The 18,175-nt window shown below is 45.3% G+C and carries 15 protein-coding genes; 9 read left to right on the plus strand and 6 right to left on the minus strand.

Features of this window, described 5'->3' with window-relative positions; translation table 11 throughout:
• Positions 1–139 precede the first annotated feature (139 nt).
• The 6 genes from VXP95_RS09950 to VXP95_RS09975 form a co-directional block, all read right to left on the minus strand.
• Positions 140–1,825 carry a polysaccharide biosynthesis/export family protein gene (locus VXP95_RS09950; protein WP_064096921.1) on the minus strand — a complete coding sequence of 562 codons (1,686 nt, stop codon included), beginning with the start codon at positions 1,823–1,825 and terminating at the stop codon, positions 140–142.
• Between the two features lie 3 nt (positions 1,826–1,828).
• A complete protein-coding gene (locus VXP95_RS09955) occupies positions 1,829–2,926 on the minus strand; it encodes a capsule biosynthesis protein (RefSeq protein WP_416711949.1) in 1,098 nt (365 codons plus the stop codon).
• Positions 2,916–3,578: an ABC transporter ATP-binding protein gene (locus VXP95_RS09960; protein WP_416711950.1), complete on the minus strand. Its 663-nt coding sequence runs from the start codon at positions 3,576–3,578 to the stop codon at positions 2,916–2,918. Before VXP95_RS09960 ends, VXP95_RS09955 begins: the two co-directional genes overlap by 11 nt.
• On the minus strand, positions 3,575–4,402 hold the full coding sequence (locus VXP95_RS09965; RefSeq protein ID WP_064101696.1) for an ABC transporter permease: 828 nt from the start codon (positions 4,400–4,402) through the stop codon (positions 3,575–3,577). The genes VXP95_RS09960 and VXP95_RS09965 overlap by 4 nt, the downstream gene beginning before the upstream one ends.
• Before the next feature lie 206 nt (positions 4,403–4,608).
• Entirely contained in the window at positions 4,609–5,652 is a 1,044-nt protein-coding gene (locus VXP95_RS09970) for a phytanoyl-CoA dioxygenase family protein (protein WP_416711951.1), read from the minus strand.
• Between the two features lie 504 nt (positions 5,653–6,156).
• A complete protein-coding gene (locus tag VXP95_RS09975) occupies positions 6,157–7,857 on the minus strand; it encodes an NAD-dependent malic enzyme (RefSeq protein ID WP_416711952.1) in 1,701 nt (566 codons plus the stop codon).
• 293 nt (positions 7,858–8,150) lie between these two features.
• Here VXP95_RS09975 and VXP95_RS09980 point away from each other — a divergent pair, with 293 nt between their 5' ends.
• The 9 genes from VXP95_RS09980 (at position 8,151) to glmS (ending at position 18,130) form a co-directional block, all read left to right on the plus strand.
• Positions 8,151–9,113 (plus strand): alpha/beta hydrolase, encoded by a 963-nt coding sequence (locus tag VXP95_RS09980; protein ID WP_416711953.1) that lies wholly within the window; start codon positions 8,151–8,153, stop codon positions 9,111–9,113.
• 357 nt (positions 9,114–9,470) lie between these two features.
• Complete coding sequence (locus VXP95_RS09985) at positions 9,471–10,982, plus strand: aldehyde dehydrogenase family protein (RefSeq protein ID WP_416711954.1); 1,512 nt, start codon at positions 9,471–9,473, stop codon at positions 10,980–10,982.
• A gap of 420 nt (positions 10,983–11,402) precedes the next feature.
• Entirely contained in the window at positions 11,403–12,518 is a 1,116-nt protein-coding gene (gene ribBA, locus VXP95_RS09990) for a bifunctional 3,4-dihydroxy-2-butanone-4-phosphate synthase/GTP cyclohydrolase II (RefSeq protein ID WP_005173756.1), read from the plus strand.
• Positions 12,519–12,536: 18 nt separating this feature from the next.
• Complete coding sequence (gene ribE, locus VXP95_RS09995) at positions 12,537–13,007, plus strand: 6,7-dimethyl-8-ribityllumazine synthase (protein WP_004280926.1); 471 nt, start codon at positions 12,537–12,539, stop codon at positions 13,005–13,007.
• 4 nt (positions 13,008–13,011) lie between these two features.
• On the plus strand, positions 13,012–13,461 hold the full coding sequence (gene nusB, locus VXP95_RS10000; RefSeq protein ID WP_005173752.1) for a transcription antitermination factor NusB: 450 nt from the start codon (positions 13,012–13,014) through the stop codon (positions 13,459–13,461).
• 17 nt (positions 13,462–13,478) lie between these two features.
• Positions 13,479–14,396 (plus strand): thiamine-phosphate kinase, encoded by a 918-nt coding sequence (gene thiL, locus VXP95_RS10005; RefSeq protein WP_416711955.1) that lies wholly within the window; start codon positions 13,479–13,481, stop codon positions 14,394–14,396.
• Positions 14,374–14,895: a phosphatidylglycerophosphatase A gene (locus VXP95_RS10010; protein ID WP_144723913.1), complete on the plus strand. Its 522-nt coding sequence runs from the start codon at positions 14,374–14,376 to the stop codon at positions 14,893–14,895. Before thiL ends, VXP95_RS10010 begins: the two co-directional genes overlap by 23 nt.
• 20 nt (positions 14,896–14,915) lie before the next feature.
• Entirely contained in the window at positions 14,916–16,280 is a 1,365-nt protein-coding gene (glmU, locus tag VXP95_RS10015; protein ID WP_416680990.1) for a bifunctional UDP-N-acetylglucosamine diphosphorylase/glucosamine-1-phosphate N-acetyltransferase GlmU, read from the plus strand.
• 11 nt (positions 16,281–16,291) lie between these two features.
• The gene (gene glmS, locus VXP95_RS10020; RefSeq protein ID WP_064101691.1) at positions 16,292–18,130 is read left to right on the plus strand and encodes a glutamine--fructose-6-phosphate transaminase (isomerizing); all 1,839 of its coding nucleotides are present in this window, start codon (positions 16,292–16,294) and stop codon (positions 18,128–18,130) included.
• The last annotated feature ends 45 nt before the right edge of the window (positions 18,131–18,175 follow it).

Raw genomic sequence — 18,175 nt, forward strand, 5'->3', positions numbered from 1 at the left:
GTTTGAAAAGCCATTAATCAGTCAGAATACATATGTAAAATAATCATCTTATCTAAAAGTATAGGTCAGGTGGTTATTCCCTAATGGGGTTTCAGCCATCTTTTTTTCAAGTCAATTTTTTATCCGCGATTCAGGTTAATTACAAATCTAAAGCGACTTTGGCAGCCACTGCAATCTGATAGATCACCTGGGTGATCCCACGCGTCATCTCGATACCTTTGGTCTGGGCTTTCGGCAGCACTAGAATCTCGTCGCCCTGCTGGATTTTTGCAGTTTTACTGACCAGCTCTGCTCTACCATTCTGCCGGATCACAATCACTTTGGATTTATTCGATTTCTGGCTAAAACCGCCCACCTGCTCGATATAATCCCTGGCATTCAGTCCGTTACTGTATTCAATCCCGTTCGGGAAAGCAACTTCGCCATGTACCATGATGACCGAGGTTTTTTCCGGAATATAGAGGATATCGCCCTGTTCCAGGATCACATTCTGAAAAGAATCCGGATTGAGAACCACCTGTCCTTTAGGCTGCACCTGACGTGCTTTGACGATGAACTGCTTGACCAGTTCTGCATCACGCAAGCGTAAGGTGGCTTCTTCCTGGGTACTGGAGCGGGCATTGAAGGTGGTTTCCTCCAGCTTGTCCAGGGCAACATTCAGCATCTCTTTTTGTCGTGTGGCCACAGAGGCACGGTAAAGCTGTAAGGACTCGACTTCAGCCAAAGCATTAGGCTGCAGTTGTACCAGCACATCTCCGAGTCTGGCACCATAGGGCAATACAATGGCATGGGCACCATTATGTGCACCGTCAATCCGTACCTGAATAGTGCCTGCATAGCGGTCAGCTGTTACCGTAACCACATCACCATCTTCAACCGTGATATTCGGTGCCTGACTCAGCGAATAATATTCACTGCGGTATTCTGTACCCTGCCGACGCTGAATGCTGACATTGGTCGCGCCCGGTTTGAGTTTGGCAAAAGTCAGGGCCTGAGCCAGTGTGATGGCTGGAGAATTAAACTCAAAATCATTCTGGTTATAGACTTCACCCGAAACATTGAAGGTATGGGTCCGCTGTCCTACCACAATCACATCACCATCGCGAAAGGAAAAAGGCTGAATCTGGCCTTGTAACAGGAAATCATACAAGTCGACCTGCTGCACGGTCCGGCCATTGCGCAGCACCTTGATATTGATATAACTGCCACGTTCCGGATCTACTCCGCCAGCACGGTCCAGGTAAGCAATCACGCTATCATTGGACACACCACCATAATTCCCGGGCTGATTGACAAAGCCGGTAACCATGACTTTGACTGGCTGGGCTTGTTCCAGCGCTGCATATACGCCTACATTCGAGACATAAATACGCCGTACCTGTGCTTCAACTACCGATTGCAGATTACCGTTTCGAACACCGGCAACCCTGACCGGGCCTACATTGGGAATAAAAATATTGCCTTGGGGATCGACGGTTTGTGTGCCATTAAACTGATAGGCGCCCCATAGACGTAAATTGATATTGTCGCCTGGATTAATCTGATAACTGCTATTAAACGTCGAGCCTGCCGTAGAGGCAAAAGCCCCCTTAAAGAGCTGCGAACCAAACATCCGGTTTACTGTCGGGTATTTCATCGAGCTACCGGGAGAAAGCTCAACGATCGATTGACTATTCAGCAGCGTATTATTATTGGTACTGGCTGGCGCCAGATTTAGACTATTCAAATCCTGAGAGATTTCAGTAGGCAGCAGGCTGGAATCCAATGCATAGGTTTGTGCCGCACATGCCAATGATAAAACTGATAATAAAGCAATTTTTTTCATAATTTATTCCCTGTGCTCACGGATAATGGAATGGATCAGCAAGCCAATACCAAAAATGATATTCAATAACAGAAATGAGGTCAGGCTGATATACACTTTGCGTGGATATAAAGCTTCCTGCGCCAAACGCGGGGTGGAAATCACGATCAGCTTCTTCAGTTTACGTGAGGCTTCCAAACGCGCTTTTTCCAAAGAAACCAGGGAAATTTTATAAAGATCCGCTGCAAATTCGACTTGTGCTTTGAGTGCCTCAAAATCGGCAACATTTTTATTCAGCTTTAAATTATTCGGTGAAGTCAGTTTGGCATTTTCGGTATTGATCTGCTGTTGCAAGGCGGCAATCTGGCTACGCAAAGCGATCACCTGGGCGGCTTCCGGGGTCAGATAGCTCAGCAAGGTGCGCTCTTCGGTTTTCAGTTGCGCCAGGCTACTTTGCAGACCTGCAATCAGTGTCGCTACCGCTTTGGCCTGTAATTCAGGATCGAAAATTTCATTCTCATTTTGATATTGAAGGACGGCCTGACGTGCCTGATCTAGCTGTGTAGCGGCATCGCTATACTGTTGCTGGGCAAAGACCTGCTGTTCTTCCGCGATGGCTTGCGAGATTTCATTAATGAAAGCATCACTCTGCTTTAGTAGTGCCTGATTCAGTTTCAGTGAAAATTCTGGTGAAAAACCCTGATCATGCACATGCAGCATCATGGTTTTTTCATCCAGTTCAACCTTGATCATCTTATTAAAGTATTTCACCAGATCTTCAATCGGTGCATCCTTGGGCAAGGCAAAGATCGGGTCATGGACGGATGAAAATTCTTCACGCAAATTCAGGGTCTGATCCAGCTTCTCAATCATGTCGCGCGAAGTAATGTACTCTTTGAGAATCTGTGAATCTTCACGGCTGGTATTGGGCATTCCCAGCAAAGCACCGATTCCTGAGGCATCTGCCACCGGGGTATCGGCGACCTGCTTTACCAGGACGATGGAAGAAGACTGGTAACGGTCTTTGGCAAAGGCGAACAGATAAATGACTATGATCACCACCGGGATCAGGACACAGCAGGTATAGGCGACCCAGAGTCGCTTATTTATTTTAGCTTGCATACGCTTTATAGACCTCTACTGCATCTTGCACATTATCAAAATATTCCGCCTGGCCATCTCGCACCAGAAAGGCAACATCACAATTACGGGTTAAATCTTTCAAGTCATGAGAGACCATAATAATATTTGAATTTTTTTTGAGTTCATCCAGCAAAGCCTGACTTTTCTTGCGAAAAGAAGCATCCCCCACTGCACCGGCTTCATCCAGCAGATAATAATCAAAATTAAACGCCATGCTTAAACCGAAACCGATCCGGCCGCGCATGCCGCTCGAATAGCTTTTCATCGGCATATCGAAGTATTTACCAATTTCGGCAAACTCTTCAACGAACTTGACTACATGTTCAACTTCATCATGATGACTCACATAAAGTCTGGCCACAAAGCGTACATTTTGCCGGGCAGTCAGGCTGCCCTGAAATCCCCCGGACAATGCCACCGGCCAGGAAATGGTTTTATTGGTGATTACCTTGCCCGAATCTGCGTAGTCAATTCCGCCAATCACACGCAGCAAGGTACTCTTACCTGCACCGTTTTTCCCCAACAAGGCCACGCTTTTATTTTCCGGTAAAACTGCATTTAAATCTTTAAACACATAATGCCGTCCTTTGGGTGTGGCGTATGATTTTGTTAGATTTTTTAATTCAATCATTTTGATTTCACCATATGGCGTTCAAAGCGTTTATATAATAATAATCCGATGAATAAGGAGACAATGATCCATATGACAAAGTAACTCAAACTGATTCCGGGCACTAAACTATAAGTCGGCGCAACCGCATGGCGCATTAATTCGAAGATATGAATCAACGGGTTATAGAGTAAATATTCACGATATTCGACTGGAACAATATGGATGGAATATAAAATCCCGGACAGGAAATAAAGAATTAAAAAGAACACCGAAAGAAACTTGTTCAGTTCCCTGGAAAAATCACCAATCACGATAAAAATCAGGCTACATGCCGTCATGAATAGAAATAACAGCACCCAGTAGCCTAAAAGCTCAGGAATATGTTCAAAACTGATACTGTAACCAAACCACACAAACGCCGTGGTAAATGCAACATAAGCAGTAAATTTAAGCAGAAATTCAAGAACATTCCGTGCCAGTAAGGCATCGATCGGTTTGACCGGACGGTAGCTGAATAATCCCCGGTTGGATTCGGTGGCACTGATCGCCAGGGTAACCCCTGTCCTGAACATAAAGAATGGAATAATGCCGTTAATCAAAAAAACCGGATAATCCATACCCGGCAAGGTCCTCTGCATGAGCGTACCAAACAGCACCACCATAATCCCGATGGTCAGCAGAGGCTCAAGAAAGACCCATAAATATCCCAAACGGTATTGACCAAAGCGGGTTTGTAACTCCCGAAGCAATAATGCACGTATAGATGCATACATCACTTGTAAACCACCTCGAGCTTTAAGCCGCGGGAGTTTTTTTAAGGGCATCTGTGACTGTGATTCCATTATTATTACTTGTAAATTTTTTATGTAAAATTTTCACTATCATACAGCGATCAATAGGCAGAAGAAAGTTAAACTCCTGAAAATATCTCTCACCATACTTAAGTTGTAGAAGGCCAGATTGAATAACAGATCGGCTTTATTTCCAGAGCAATCAGGAGTACTTAGTACCATTCCATATGCCTGCTCTAACTGAAACCCGACCCTACTTATTTACTGGTGAGAACGGCAGAATCAGTGGCACGCTTATTACCCACTTTCTTCCAGGGATTATTGCGCTGGAATTTCTTTTCCATAAAGTCCAGACCTGACCAATATAAAGGCACTAGATTTGACTTCAGAAAGGGCAAGGAAAGTGGATCACCCCCCAACCAGGGCACAAATGGATTTCGACGTGCATAGGCCCATAGCTCAATCCTGACTGAAGGTTTGAGACTCTTTGCTCTGGCATGAAAACCATAGGTATCCGCAATCACCAGGGTATTGGCTTTTACAGCAAAAGCTTGCGGTTTTGCATAGCCTAATTCCAGTATTTCACTTTCAGAAACTCGAAAAGAGCCTCGGCGGGTCATCACATCAGTTTTTGCTGTAATTGCTTCAGATTTCTGCTGTTCCCAGTTTAATCGTGCAGGATTTAACAGATGCGAGCCGGGTACATACACAAACGGACCTTCATCTTCAGCGACATCTTCTAGAAATAGCCAGGCTTTTGCACTAGGGTGAAAAGTATCACTGTGTAAATTCGTTTGCGGGTCCGCTTTGGCTTTTCTGACATGCGAAAAGATGACTTGCAGATAAGAGATGGGTTGAACTTTAAAGCTAGCCACATAGTTCAGCAGGTTTCTCCATTTCGCTGAATGCAGGAATTGTCGGGTTACCGGCATGTGCTTCAAGGTTTTGCCATCCAATGCCATACGGCGTGTTACCGTATCCCCCTGTAAGGTTTCCCGTGTTTCCAGAGGCGTGGTCAATAATTCCTGTTTTAATTGCGAAAACTCTTTTGCAGCTAAAAAGTTTTCTCTGAATATAAACCCGTTTTTTTGAAAATTTTCAACGTCTGCGGGATGAATGAACTTCGCTAACTTTGATCTGCGTTGAGCTGCCATTTGTGCAGCAAACTGCACTCGAAAACGGTGTAAGCCGAGTTGGTTTAATCTGGAGTTTCCCAAGACAGAATTGGCTTCAAAGGATTTGGACTGCGTGAACAAAGCCATACTATCTAAGATAAATTTGCTTGGGGAGTGAATAAACATCTTGTGTAATTCCTGAGCCACAGCTATTTTTTTTTGTTTTTTCTGGTCCAGTTTTTTAATATTTTCAAAAATATTTTTTTTAAATAAATTCAATGGAAGTAGCCTTATTCTATACTTGATTCATATTTGGAAAAATTATAACTAAAAACAAAGTTGTCCGTTAATACTTCTCTTCTCTCATTTACACCCGAACCCTTAAGCCTCTAATAAAATTGTCTTTATCTTTTTAAGCTGGAAGTCTGAGGTTGCAGTCTACTTTGCCTGCTTCAGCTGTAAGGCCCTGATCTTTTTTATGAGGGTTATTTTTATATTCGAACTCTTTCATCCACATTTTTCAAACATTAAAAAATTTTCAAGGAAGCCCCTTCTTGCGGAAACAAGAAGAGGCTTTAAATGCTATTTAAAATAGTAATGCACGATTATTTCCTGATTAATCAAACAATCCTATTCTTGCTTGGGCATCAAATAAACTCAGGCTAGCACAGCAAAATTTATTTGACCTCATTAAAAGGTGCTTCGCTTATAATCACGGTATTTTGGCGTCCAGAAATTACGCTCAATTGCCTGCTGTAAGCTTTCCACACTGACTTTCGGTGCTACCCCGTCTTCAATCGCAGCAAGCGCTACTTTTAATGCAATCTGCTTTGAAATAGTCTGCAAACTATCCAGACTTGGCAGTAAATCTGCCTGAGGATCTTGCAGTTTTGGTGAACAATCAGCCAAAGCATTACTGGAAGCTATCAACATATTATCTGTCACACGCTTGGCACCCGAAGCAATCACTCCCAAACCTATACCCGGAAAAATATAAGAATTATTACACTGGGAAATATGATGGATCTGACCCTGATAATTCACGGGAGCAAATGGGCTGCCCGTCGCAATCAGTGCCCTGCCCTGGGTCCATTGCAAAATATCTGCCGGCACGGCTTCTACCTGGGAGGTCGGATTCGACAGGGGGAAAATAATTGGTTGCATACTGTTTTCAGCCATGGCTTCAATCACTTCCTGAGTGAATAAACCGGGCTGTCCTGACACCCCAATCAGTACCGTCGGTTTGGCGCGCTTGACTACTTCCAGCAGAGAAATCATGCGTTCGGCATCTGCCCAGTTTTCTACATTTTCAAGCGGCTGTGCCAGTTTACGCTGGAAGTTCAGTAAATTCGGCTGATTTTCAGTGATCAGACCAAAGCGGTCGACCATAAATATGCGTGCACGCGCTTCAGCATCACTCAAGCCTTCAGCCACCATTTGCTTAATGATCTGTTCTGCAATCCCGCAACCGGCCGAACCTGCTCCTAGGAATGCAACGACCTGATCTTTAAGCTGCTTGCCTGCTGCACGCGAAGCAGCAATCAGACTACCGACAGACACCGCAGCGGTGCCTTGGATATCATCATTAAAACAGCAGATCCGATCACGGTATTTTTCCAGCAAAGGCATGGCATTTTTCTGGGCAAAGTCTTCAAACTGGATCAAGGCATCAGGCCAACGCTGTTGAATCGCCTGAATCACGGTCTCGACAAAAGCATAATATTCATCGCCGCTGCTCCGCGGTTGGCGCCAGCCCATATAAATCGGGTCACTCAACAGTAGCTGATTATTGGTGCCGACATCGAGGGTAATAGGCAAGGTATAAGCCGGACTGATCCCGCCACATGCGGTGTAGAGCGCCAGTTTGCCAATGGGAATCCCCATGCCGCCAATGCCCTGATCTCCAAGACCCAGAATGCGCTCACCGTCCGTAATAACAATAACTTTCACATTTCTTTTACTAATATTGTGAATAATCTGGTCGATCTGGTCACGGTCCGGATAGGAAATAAAAATTCCGCGGTGACGGCGATAAATATCAGAAAAGTGCTGACATGCCTCACCTACTGTTGGAGTATAAATAATCGGCATCATCTCGCTAAGATGATGTTCAATCAGATGGTAAAACAGGGTCTCATTGGTATCCTGGATATTTCGCAGATAAATATGCTTGTTAATATCACTGTTAAACGCACTATATTGCTGATAAGAACGCTGACTTTGTTCCTCAATCGTTTCGGTAACATGAGGAATCAAGCCATGTAAATTAAAACTTCTGCGCTCTTCTTCAGAAAATGCAGAGCCTTTATTGAGTAAAGGGAGTTCTAACAGAGTATTTCCAGCATAAGGAATATATAAGGGGCGCTTACTGTTCAAATTTTCTCTGGGCATTCTTTAACTCATCTAATCAATTTTCGGCAATCCTGCCAAAATAATCACATCACTTTGCTTATTTTATATAGCTTAGCCTGATTCTGAGCGGTTAGGTCATTTAGTAAATTGATAATACTTTTAGCAGGATTTTATAATCTGATAACACTCATTTTCCCGCATAGGTTCGGGGCTGATTTTAAAATGAACCGGTATCGATATTATTAATTCAAGTGAGCAGCAAGTTCCGTTTGACAAAAAACTGCAGCTCATCAAGGATAAAGTATAATTTCAAGAAAACGATGAGTATAACAATGAGTGAACTACAGCCCCTTTATCAGCCCGATATCCTAGGGACAGGTTATGAGCAAGCGACCTTGAACTTTCCCGACGATTATGAGGGCAAGGTAGTCGCCACGCTGATCCGTAAAAAAGCGGCACAACCTACATCCAAAGCAGTTTTATATATTCACGGATTTATTGACTATTTTTTTCAGACTGAAATGGCAGAGCGTTTTAATCAGCAAGGCTTTGATTTTTATGCGCTGGATTTGAGAAAATATGGCCGTTCGATTCTGCCGCATCAAAAATATTATAACGTGCATGATCTGTCTGAATATGATGCAGAAATTACCCAGGCGCTCGACATTATAGCAGCAGAGGGCCACGACGCTGCCCTGCTCTGTGGTCATTCTACCGGTGGTCTGATTACGACCTTATATGCAGCGCATCATCCGCAGCACCCTTTAATCAAAGCGCTTTGGGTCAATAGTCCATTTTATGACTTCAACATGAATCCGATCAAACGCGCGCTGGGTCTCCCCCAGCTGAGCAGGCTGGCTAAAATCTTCCCGAATCTTAAATTTCCAAGTGAGTTAAACAAGTGGTATACCGCCAGTCTGCACAAGGACTTAAAAGGAGAATGGGACTTCAATCTGGACTGGAAAAAGACCCGCTACCCTAGAGTAAGGATCAGTTTTGTTCGTGCCGTTCATGAGGCACAAAAGGAAATTCATCGCGGTGTTCAGATTGATATTCCGGTACTGGTCATGCATTCGCACCAAACGCTCAATCCTAAAAAATGGGGCAAAGCGGCACAGAGCAGTGATGTGATTTTAGGCATTAAAGACATTCAGAAATATGCCAAAAAAATCAAAGGTGATGTCACGGTTCTGAGTATTCAGAACGGTTTACATGATCTGGTACTTTCAGAGAAATCAGTACGTGAGCAGGTTTATCAGCAGCTGTTTCAGTGGCTGCATGACCAAGGCCTTTAAACACTTTAAATAAAGCAGCGAGGAGAAATGAAAACTTCATTCGTTTCTCCATTTTGGCTGTCTGGTAAAACCCGTACTATGGTGTGAATGTAAGCAGACACATTGAAAATATGCCAATCTTTCGACATTTTTAAACTTCCATAACTCATTGTTTTTAAATTTAAGAATTGAGAATTTATAGCTTTTATTTCTCTAACGCTTGTCTCCAAATATTGTCTTTTGTAGCAAGCCTGTAAACAAACAACCGTCCGTCTTGTTCCCTCTTTATAGTAGAGCTGAATGCAGAAGCGCCTATATTTTTTGATCAGCAAAATGCGCTCAGCCTGCACCACTAACAATCATATAAAGGAATAGATTATGCGTTATGCAGATCCCAATACTGACGGTTCAAAAATTCAATTTAAAGCACAATATGATAATTTCATTGGCGGCGAATGGGTCGCTCCGGTCAAAGGCGAATACTTTGACAACATCTCTCCGGTAGATGGCAAAGTCTTTACCAAAGTGCCGCGTTCCTCTGTAGAAGACATTGAGTTGGCGCTTGATGCAGCGCATAAAGCCAAAGAGCAATGGAACCGGTCATCGCCGACCACCCGCTCCAATATCCTGCTGAAAATTGCAGATCGTCTGGAACAAAATCTGGAACTGCTGGCCGTGGCTGAAACCTGGGACAATGGCAAACCGGTCCGTGAAACGCTGGCTGCCGATATTCCACTGGCCATTGACCATTTCCGTTATTTTGCCGGCTGTATCCGTGCGCAGGAAGGCGGCATTTCCGAAATCGACGAAGATACCATTGCTTATCATTTCCATGAGCCGTTGGGCGTCGTGGGTCAGATTATCCCGTGGAACTTCCCGATTCTGATGGCTGCCTGGAAACTGGCACCTGCCCTGGCTGCGGGTAACTGTATTGTGCTGAAACCTGCGGAACAGACTCCGGTCAGTATTCTGGTTCTGGCTGAACTGATTCAGGACATTTTGCCACCGGGCGTGTTGAATATCGTCAATGGCTACGGGGTTGAGGTGGGCCGTCCGCTTGCGACCAACCCTCGTATTGCCAAGATTGCCTTTACCGGCTCGACCGCAGTGGGTCAGCTGATCATGCAATATGCCACCGAAAACATTATTCCGGTGACCCTCGAGCTTGGTGGTAAGTCACCGAATCTGTTCTTTGCCGACATCATGGATCAGGAAGATGACTATCTGGATAAAGCGCTGGAAGGCTTTGCCATGTTCGCCCTGAATCAGGGTGAAATCTGTACCTGCCCTTCCCGTGCCCTGGTGCAGGAAAGCATTGCCGATGAATTTCTGGCGCGTGCAGTAGAACGGGTGCAACGCATTAAAACCGGTCATCCACTAGATACTGACACCATGATTGGCGCGCAAGCCTCACAAGAACAGCAGGACAAGATTCTGGGCTGTATTGCCACTGGCCGTGAAGAAGGCGCACAAATCCTCACCGGTGGTGAAGCACGTCAGGAAGTGGGTCAAGGTTTCTATATTGAACCGACCATCTTTAAAGGCACCAATGACATGAAGACCTTCCAGGAAGAAATCTTCGGGCCTGTCCTGGCTGTGACCACCTTTAAAGACTTTGATGATGCGATCAAGATCGCCAATGATACGATTTACGGACTCGGTGCCGGGGTCTGGTCGCGTTCTGCGCATACCTCTTACCGTGCCGGTCGTGCCATTCAGGCCGGTCGGGTCTGGACCAACTGTTATCACATCTACCCTGCGCATGCGGCTTTCGGCGGTTATAAAAAATCCGGGATTGGACGTGAGAATCATAAAATGATGCTGGATCACTATCAGCAAACCAAAAACCTGTTGGTGAGCTATTCGACCAAGCCTGCCGGTTTCTTCTAAGAAATAAAGTCAATCGAAAGCGGGCTTCGGTTCGCTTTTGATCCCCTGATATTCATTTTTTAATATCAGGTAAAAATTTTCTGCTATTTCCCTGCCTGCTCCTGTCAGTCCAGCTTCAAAATTCTATTGGCTGAACCAGTGAGGATAAAACCTAGGTAAAACATCTGCCGAATGTCTGCACTTATATTAACTTCACCTAAGTTTCTCATTTTTTATGCTTTTTGTTTGTTCAAAAATTCCGCATAAAGTTCAGGCTTTCATTTAAAGTTGGCTTTTCATGTTTATTAAGACTGTGTATAACAATGGACCACTAGAGGGAAAACAATAAGCATAGGCAAAATTGCGCAAAAAGCGTTAGACTATGTACCCAATAATGTCATGATTCGGTCTGATCAAGATCAAAAAAGAAGGTGAAGGTTGATGCCGCTCAATACTGTTGAAGAGCTTGTAGCAGATATCCGTGCAGGAAAAATGGTCATCCTGATGGATGATGAAGATCGTGAAAATGAAGGTGACCTGGTCATTGCTGCCACGCACGTACGTCCTGAAGACATCAACTTCATGATCACCCATGCACGCGGTCTGGTCTGCCTGACTTTAAGTAAAGAGCGCTGCCAGCAGTTAAATCTGCCGTTGATGGTAGATGCAAACGGTGCGCAGCATGGAACCAATTTCACCCTGTCGATTGAAGCAGCCAAAGGTATTTCTACCGGTATTTCTCCGGCTGAACGTGCGCACACGATTCAAACTGCAGTGGCTGCCCATGCCAAACCGGCAGACATTGTACAGCCAGGACACATCTTCCCGTTGATGGCGCAACCAGGCGGTGTCTTGCACCGTGCCGGGCACACCGAGGCAGGTTGTGACCTTTCCCGTTTAGCAGGACTGGAACCAGCATCAGTTATTTGTGAAATCATTAATGAAGATGGCACGATGGCGCGCCGTCCGGATCTGGAAGTCTTTGCTGAAAAGCATGGCCTGAAAATCGGCACGATTGCCGATCTGATTCATTACCGCATGACCAATGAACAAACGGTGGAGCGTATTGATCAGCAAAGTATTGATACTGAATACGGCAGCTTTGACCTGTACCGCTATCGTGAACTGGGTAATCCGGATATCCATCTGGCCTTGGTCAAAGGTGAGCCTAAAGAGGGCGTGACCACAGTGCGTGTACATGGTTTTAACCCGACCCGCGACTTGCTCAAACTGAAAAAACAGGATGGCGAGCCAGCCTGGAACCTGGATCGTGCCCTGAAAGAAATTTCCAATAGTGATCGTGGTGTCTTGGTCTGGATTGGCCAACGTCATTTACAGGATTTGGGCCCGGCATTAGATACCCTGAAAACACCAAAAAATGTAAAATCAAATTCTGCACTGTCTCAGCAGTATCAGACCATTGGTGTGGGTGCACAAATTTTGCGTGATCTAGGCGTTGAAAAAATGAAGCTGCTAAGCTCTCCATTACGTTTCAATGCCCTGTCAGGCTTTAACTTAGAAGTGGTGGAATACATCACCGCACAACAAACATCTTAAGAAATCATCGAGGTTGTTATGGCAGTTCGCCGTATTGAAGGTATGTTACATCTCGCGAACGAAGACCGTTATGCGATTTTAGTTGGTCGTTTTAACAGCTTTGTGGTTGAACATCTGTTAGAAGGTGCTATTGATACATTGAAACGTCATGGTGTATCAGAGGATAATATCACTGTTGTTCATGCACCTGGTGCCTGGGAACTTCCTGTGGTTGCGAAAAAACTGGCAGCTTCAGATCGTTTCGATGCCATCATTGCGCTTGGCGCCGTGATTCGTGGCAGCACGCCTCACTTCGATTTCGTTGCAGGCGAATGTGCCAAAGGTTTGGGCGTTGTGGGCCTGGACACTGGCTTGCCTGTCATTAACGGTGTACTCACTACGGATAGTATTGAACAAGCGATTGAACGCTCTGGAACAAAAGCAGGCAATAAAGGTAGCGAAGCTGCCCTGACTGCGATTGAAATGGTTAACTTGTTAAAGGCTATTTAACGCTATGTCGCAAACACTTCAAGCAACTTATGCAGCAAAACGTAAAGCACGTCGCTTTGCTGTACAAGGAATTTATGAATGGCAGATGAGCCACAATCCGGTGCATGAGATTGAAGCACGTACGCGTGTGGAAAATGCCATGCACAAAGTGGATCTGAGCTATTATCATGAATTGTTGACTCAAGTGGTTGCCAATCATGAAGAGCTGGATGCGCTCTTGGTTCCGGTACTTGATCGCGAACTTTCAGCACTGGATGGTGTCGAGCTTGCAACCCTTCGTCTAGGCGCTTATGAACTCAAAGAACATCTTGAGATTCCATATCGCGTGGTTCTGGATGAAGCAATCGAACTGGCTAAACATTTTGGCGGTGCTGACAGCCATAAATACATCAACGGTGTATTGGATCGTTTAGCGACAACCTTGCGTGCAGCAGAAAAACAGCAGTCTAACTAATAGCGTAGATATGTTGGATGGCTGAATTTTCGATTATCGACACCTATTTCAATCGCAAGAATGCCAATTCTGTCGATTTAGGCGTCGGTGACGATTCAGCCTTGCTCACCCCCCCGCCTCAGCAACAACTGGTCATCTGTGCCGACACTCTGGTTGCTGGACGCCATTTTCCAATAGACACCAATCCGCATGCGATTGGCTGGAAAACCGTGGCTGTCAATTTATCTGATATTGCCGCGATGGGCGCAACTCCACAAAGTATTTTACTCGCATTGAGCCTACCCCAGATTGATCATGACTGGCTAAAAGCTTTTAGTCAGGGCCTATATGATTGCTGCGATCAATTTGGGGTGAGTTTAATCGGTGGTGATACCACTCAAAGTCCTCATTTAACCCTGTCTGTCACTGCATTAGGCTGGGTTGATATTGGCCAGGCTGTGCCACGCTCAGGGGCCAAACCGGGTGATCTGGTCTGTGTCAGCGGCACCGTTGGAGATGCGGCTTTTGCACTACAGCATCTTGGCCATCCGCTACAGCAACGTCTGGACTATCCAACGCCACGCTGTCAGCTTGGTGCTGCTCTAAAGGGACTGGCCCATAGCATGATTGATGTCTCGGATGGTTTGGCTCAAGATCTTGGACATATTCTCAAAGCTTCTCAAGTCGGTGCCAGGCTGCAACTTGAAAACCTGCCAATCAGTCCTGCCTTGCAGGCATTAGACGATGCACAAAAATGGCAGTATGCACTGGCAGGTGGTGACGATTATGAATTATGTTTTACAATAAGCCCGCAAAATTACGAAAAATTATTGCAAAAACAACTTGATGTTTCGATTAGTATGATCGGCACAATTCAGCAGCAAGACGGCTTAACTTTTGAAAAAGATGGCACAGACCATTTATTTCAATTTAATGGGTATCAACATTTTGCATAAACCTGCGATCAATTTTAAAGCCATGTCATGGACCGACCGACTGATTGTATTTAGTGGGGTAGGATTTGGTTCTGGCCTCATTCCCAAAGCACCGGGTACTTTCGGTTCGGCCTTTGCACTTTTATTTACCCCTATCTGGCTGCATCTTGGTTTTCTAAACAGTGTTTTTGCCATTGCTATCATGTCCCTGATTGGCATATATATCTGCGGACATACTGCCAAGGTCATGGGAGTTCATGATGATGGCCGCATCGTCTGGGATGAATTTGCCGGACAATCTATTACCTTCTTACCACTGATTTATTTAGGTCAGATGAACTGGTTATGGTTGCTGGTCGGTTTTGCCCTGTTCAGATTATTTGATATCTGGAAACCCTGGCCGATCCGGGTGGTTGACCGACAGGTCGAGGGAGGCTTTGGCATTATGCTGGATGATATTATTGCCGGTCTTTGGGCTGCTCTTTGTATTTTGCTTTATTTTTACTTCATCGTGGCATAAGCCATATTTAGGATTAGAACATGTCAACGACTGTTATTATTCTTGCTGCAGGTAAAGGAACGCGCATGCGCTCTAGCTTACCGAAAGTATTACAACCCCTTGCAGGACGTCCTTTACTGGGTCATGTCATTGAAACGGCAAAAAAATTAAACGCAGATAATATTATTACCATTTATGGTCACGGCGGTGATCGGGTTCAGTCAGCATTTGCACAACACGCTATTAAATGGGTAGAACAGGCTGAACAGCTCGGTACCGGTCATGCAGTGCAAATGACCCTGCCTGTCCTGCCTCAAGATGGCGTATCACTGATCCTCTCCGGTGATGTACCCTGTATTAATCCTGTGACCTTGCAAAAATTACTCGATGCCACTACAGCAACCGGCATTGGTCTGGTAACCCTTACCCTGCCAGATGCCAGTGGTTATGGTCGTATTGTCCGTGAAAATGGTGAAATCCAGGCCATTGTAGAGCACAAGGATGCTTCCGAAGAACAGCGTCAGATCAAGGAAATCAATACCGGTATTTATACCGTCAGCAATGCTAAATTACATGAATGGTTGCCAAATTTAAGCAATGACAATGCGCAGGGTGAATATTACCTGACTGATATTGTCGCGATGGCTTTGGCAGATGGTATGCAAGTTGCATCGGTAGAACCTGAGCAGGCTTTTGAAGTTGAAGGGGTAAATGACCGTGTACAGCTCGCTGCTTTAGAGCGTCAGTTCCAGTCTTATCAAGCCAAACAGCTAATGCAGCAAGGTGTACATCTGATTGATCCTAGCCGCTTTGACCTGCGTGGCAATTTAACTGTCGGCCAGGATGTCCGCATTGATATCAACGTGATTATCGAAGGTGATTGCGAGCTGGGCGACAACGTTGAAATTGGCGCCGGCTGTATTATCAAGAATACCAAGATTGCAGCTGGTACCAAGGTTCAGCCATATAGCATTTTCGATAGCGCCATCGTTGGGGAAGATACCCAAATTGGACCTTTTGCACGACTACGTCCGGGCGCACAACTGGCCAATGAAGTGCATATCGGTAACTTTGTTGAAGTTAAAAATACCACGATTGGTCTAGGCTCTAAAGCCAACCACTTTACCTACCTGGGTGATGCAGAAGTTGGCAGTGGCTCAAACATCGGTGCAGGGACTATTACCTGTAATTATGATGGTGCAAACAAATTTAAAACGATTATTGGTGATCAGGCCTTCATTGGTTCGAACAGTTCATTGGTTGCACCTGTGAGAATTGGCAACGGTGCCACAGTGGGTGCAGGCTCGACGATTACCCGTGATGTGGAAGATAACAGTTTGGCAGTAGAGCGCTCTAAGCAATTTGTCAAAGAAAACTATCCACGTCCGCAAAAAATCAAGAAATAAGGGGAACAAATATGTGTGGTATTGTCGGTGGCATTGCGGAACGTAGTATTACCAATATTTTGGTTGAAGGCTTAAAACGTCTGGAATACCGGGGTTATGATTCAGCAGGTTTGGCCCTTATCAACAATCATCAGGTCTTACGTGAACGCCGTGTCGGTAAGGTTTCCAACCTTGAACAGGCGGTGAATGAATCAAAAATTAGCGGTTCACTCGGCATTGCGCATACACGCTGGGCAACCCATGGTAAACCGACTGAAGAAAATGCCCATCCGCATATTTCTGAAAATGTAGCAGTGGTGCATAACGGAATTATCGAAAACTATCAGGAACTCAAAGATGATCTTGAAGCTTTGGGCTATGTGTTTACCTCACAGACTGATACTGAAGTGGTTGCCCATCTGATCAATGATGCGCTGAAATCTACCCCGAGCCTGTTAGAAGCTGTACGCCAAGTGGTTCCGCAACTGAAAGGTGCTTATGCTCTGGGCATCGTGCATACGGATCATCCAGATGAACTGATTACCGTGCGTGAAGGTTCGCCACTGGTAATTGGTGTCGGTATTGGTGAAAACTTCATTAGTTCCGATCAGTTGGCATTGCTTCCAATTACCAATCGTTTTATTTATCTTGAAGAAGGTGATATTGCCCGTTTGACCCGTACCACGATTGAAGTCTTTGTCGATGGTCAACTGGTCGATCGTCCGGTCAAGGAACTGGATGCTGCCGTCAGCAATGCTTCTAAAGGTGAATACAAGCACTATATGCTCAAGGAAATTTATGAGCAGCCGGAAGCAATCCAGCAGACCATTTCACAAGCATTAAATGGTCATGAACTGCGTGAAGACTTCCTGACCAATGCAGAACATGACTTCTCAAAAATCCAGCAAATCCAGATTATTGCCTGCGGTACCAGCTATCATGCCGGTATGATCGCCAAATACTGGTTTGAACAGCTGATTGATTTGCCTTGCCAGGTCGAGATTGCCAGCGAGTTCCGTTATCGCACTCCGGTGATTGTGAATAATACGCTATATATATGTATTTCCCAGTCTGGTGAAACTGCCGATACCTTGGCTGCCTTGCGTGATACACAGAAACGTGCAACTGCCAAAGGCCTGGACATTAGCACGATGACGATCTGTAACGTGGCAACCTCTTCGATGGTACGTGAAACAGATTTCAGCCTGCTGACTTTAGCTGGTCCTGAAATTGGCGTGGCTTCCACCAAAGCCTTTACCACCCAGCTTGCCGCCTTGATGCTGTTGGTGCTGAAAATCGGTTCTGTAAAAAATACTATTTCTACAGAAAAAGTGACGGAAATTACCACAGGACTTTGGCATATGCCTAAAGTCATGCTGGATACCTTGCGTCATGATGATGAAATTTTACGCCTTTCAGAACTGTTTGTTGAAAAGCAGCACTGCCTGTTCCTGGGTCGTGGTACGCACTTCCCGATCGCGCTGGAAGGTGCACTCAAGCTGAAAGAAATTTCATATATTCATGCGGAAGGTTATGCTGCAGGTGAGCTGAAACACGGACCATTGGCACTGGTCGACAATGACATGCCGGTGGTGATTCTGGCACCACAGGATGACATGCTGGACAAGCTCAAATCCAATATGGAAGAAGTTCAGGCACGTGGTGGTGAACTGTTTGTTTTTGCTGATGAGCACAGTGGCATTAAAGCCAAAGAGCGCAAGCATGTGGTTCATATTCCGTCAGTCAATGCAGTACTGGCACCGATTGTGTATAGCATCCCGGTGCAGTTACTCTCTTATCATGTGGCAGTGCTACGTGGTACGGATGTGGATCAGCCCCGTAACCTGGCAAAATCGGTTACTGTAGAATAATTAAAATTGAATCGAGGCTGGGAAACCGGCCTTTTTTCTTCTAAA

It is taken from the genome of Acinetobacter sp. 226, assembly GCF_048147925.1.
GTDB lineage: Bacteria > Pseudomonadota > Gammaproteobacteria > Pseudomonadales > Moraxellaceae > Acinetobacter > Acinetobacter pecorum.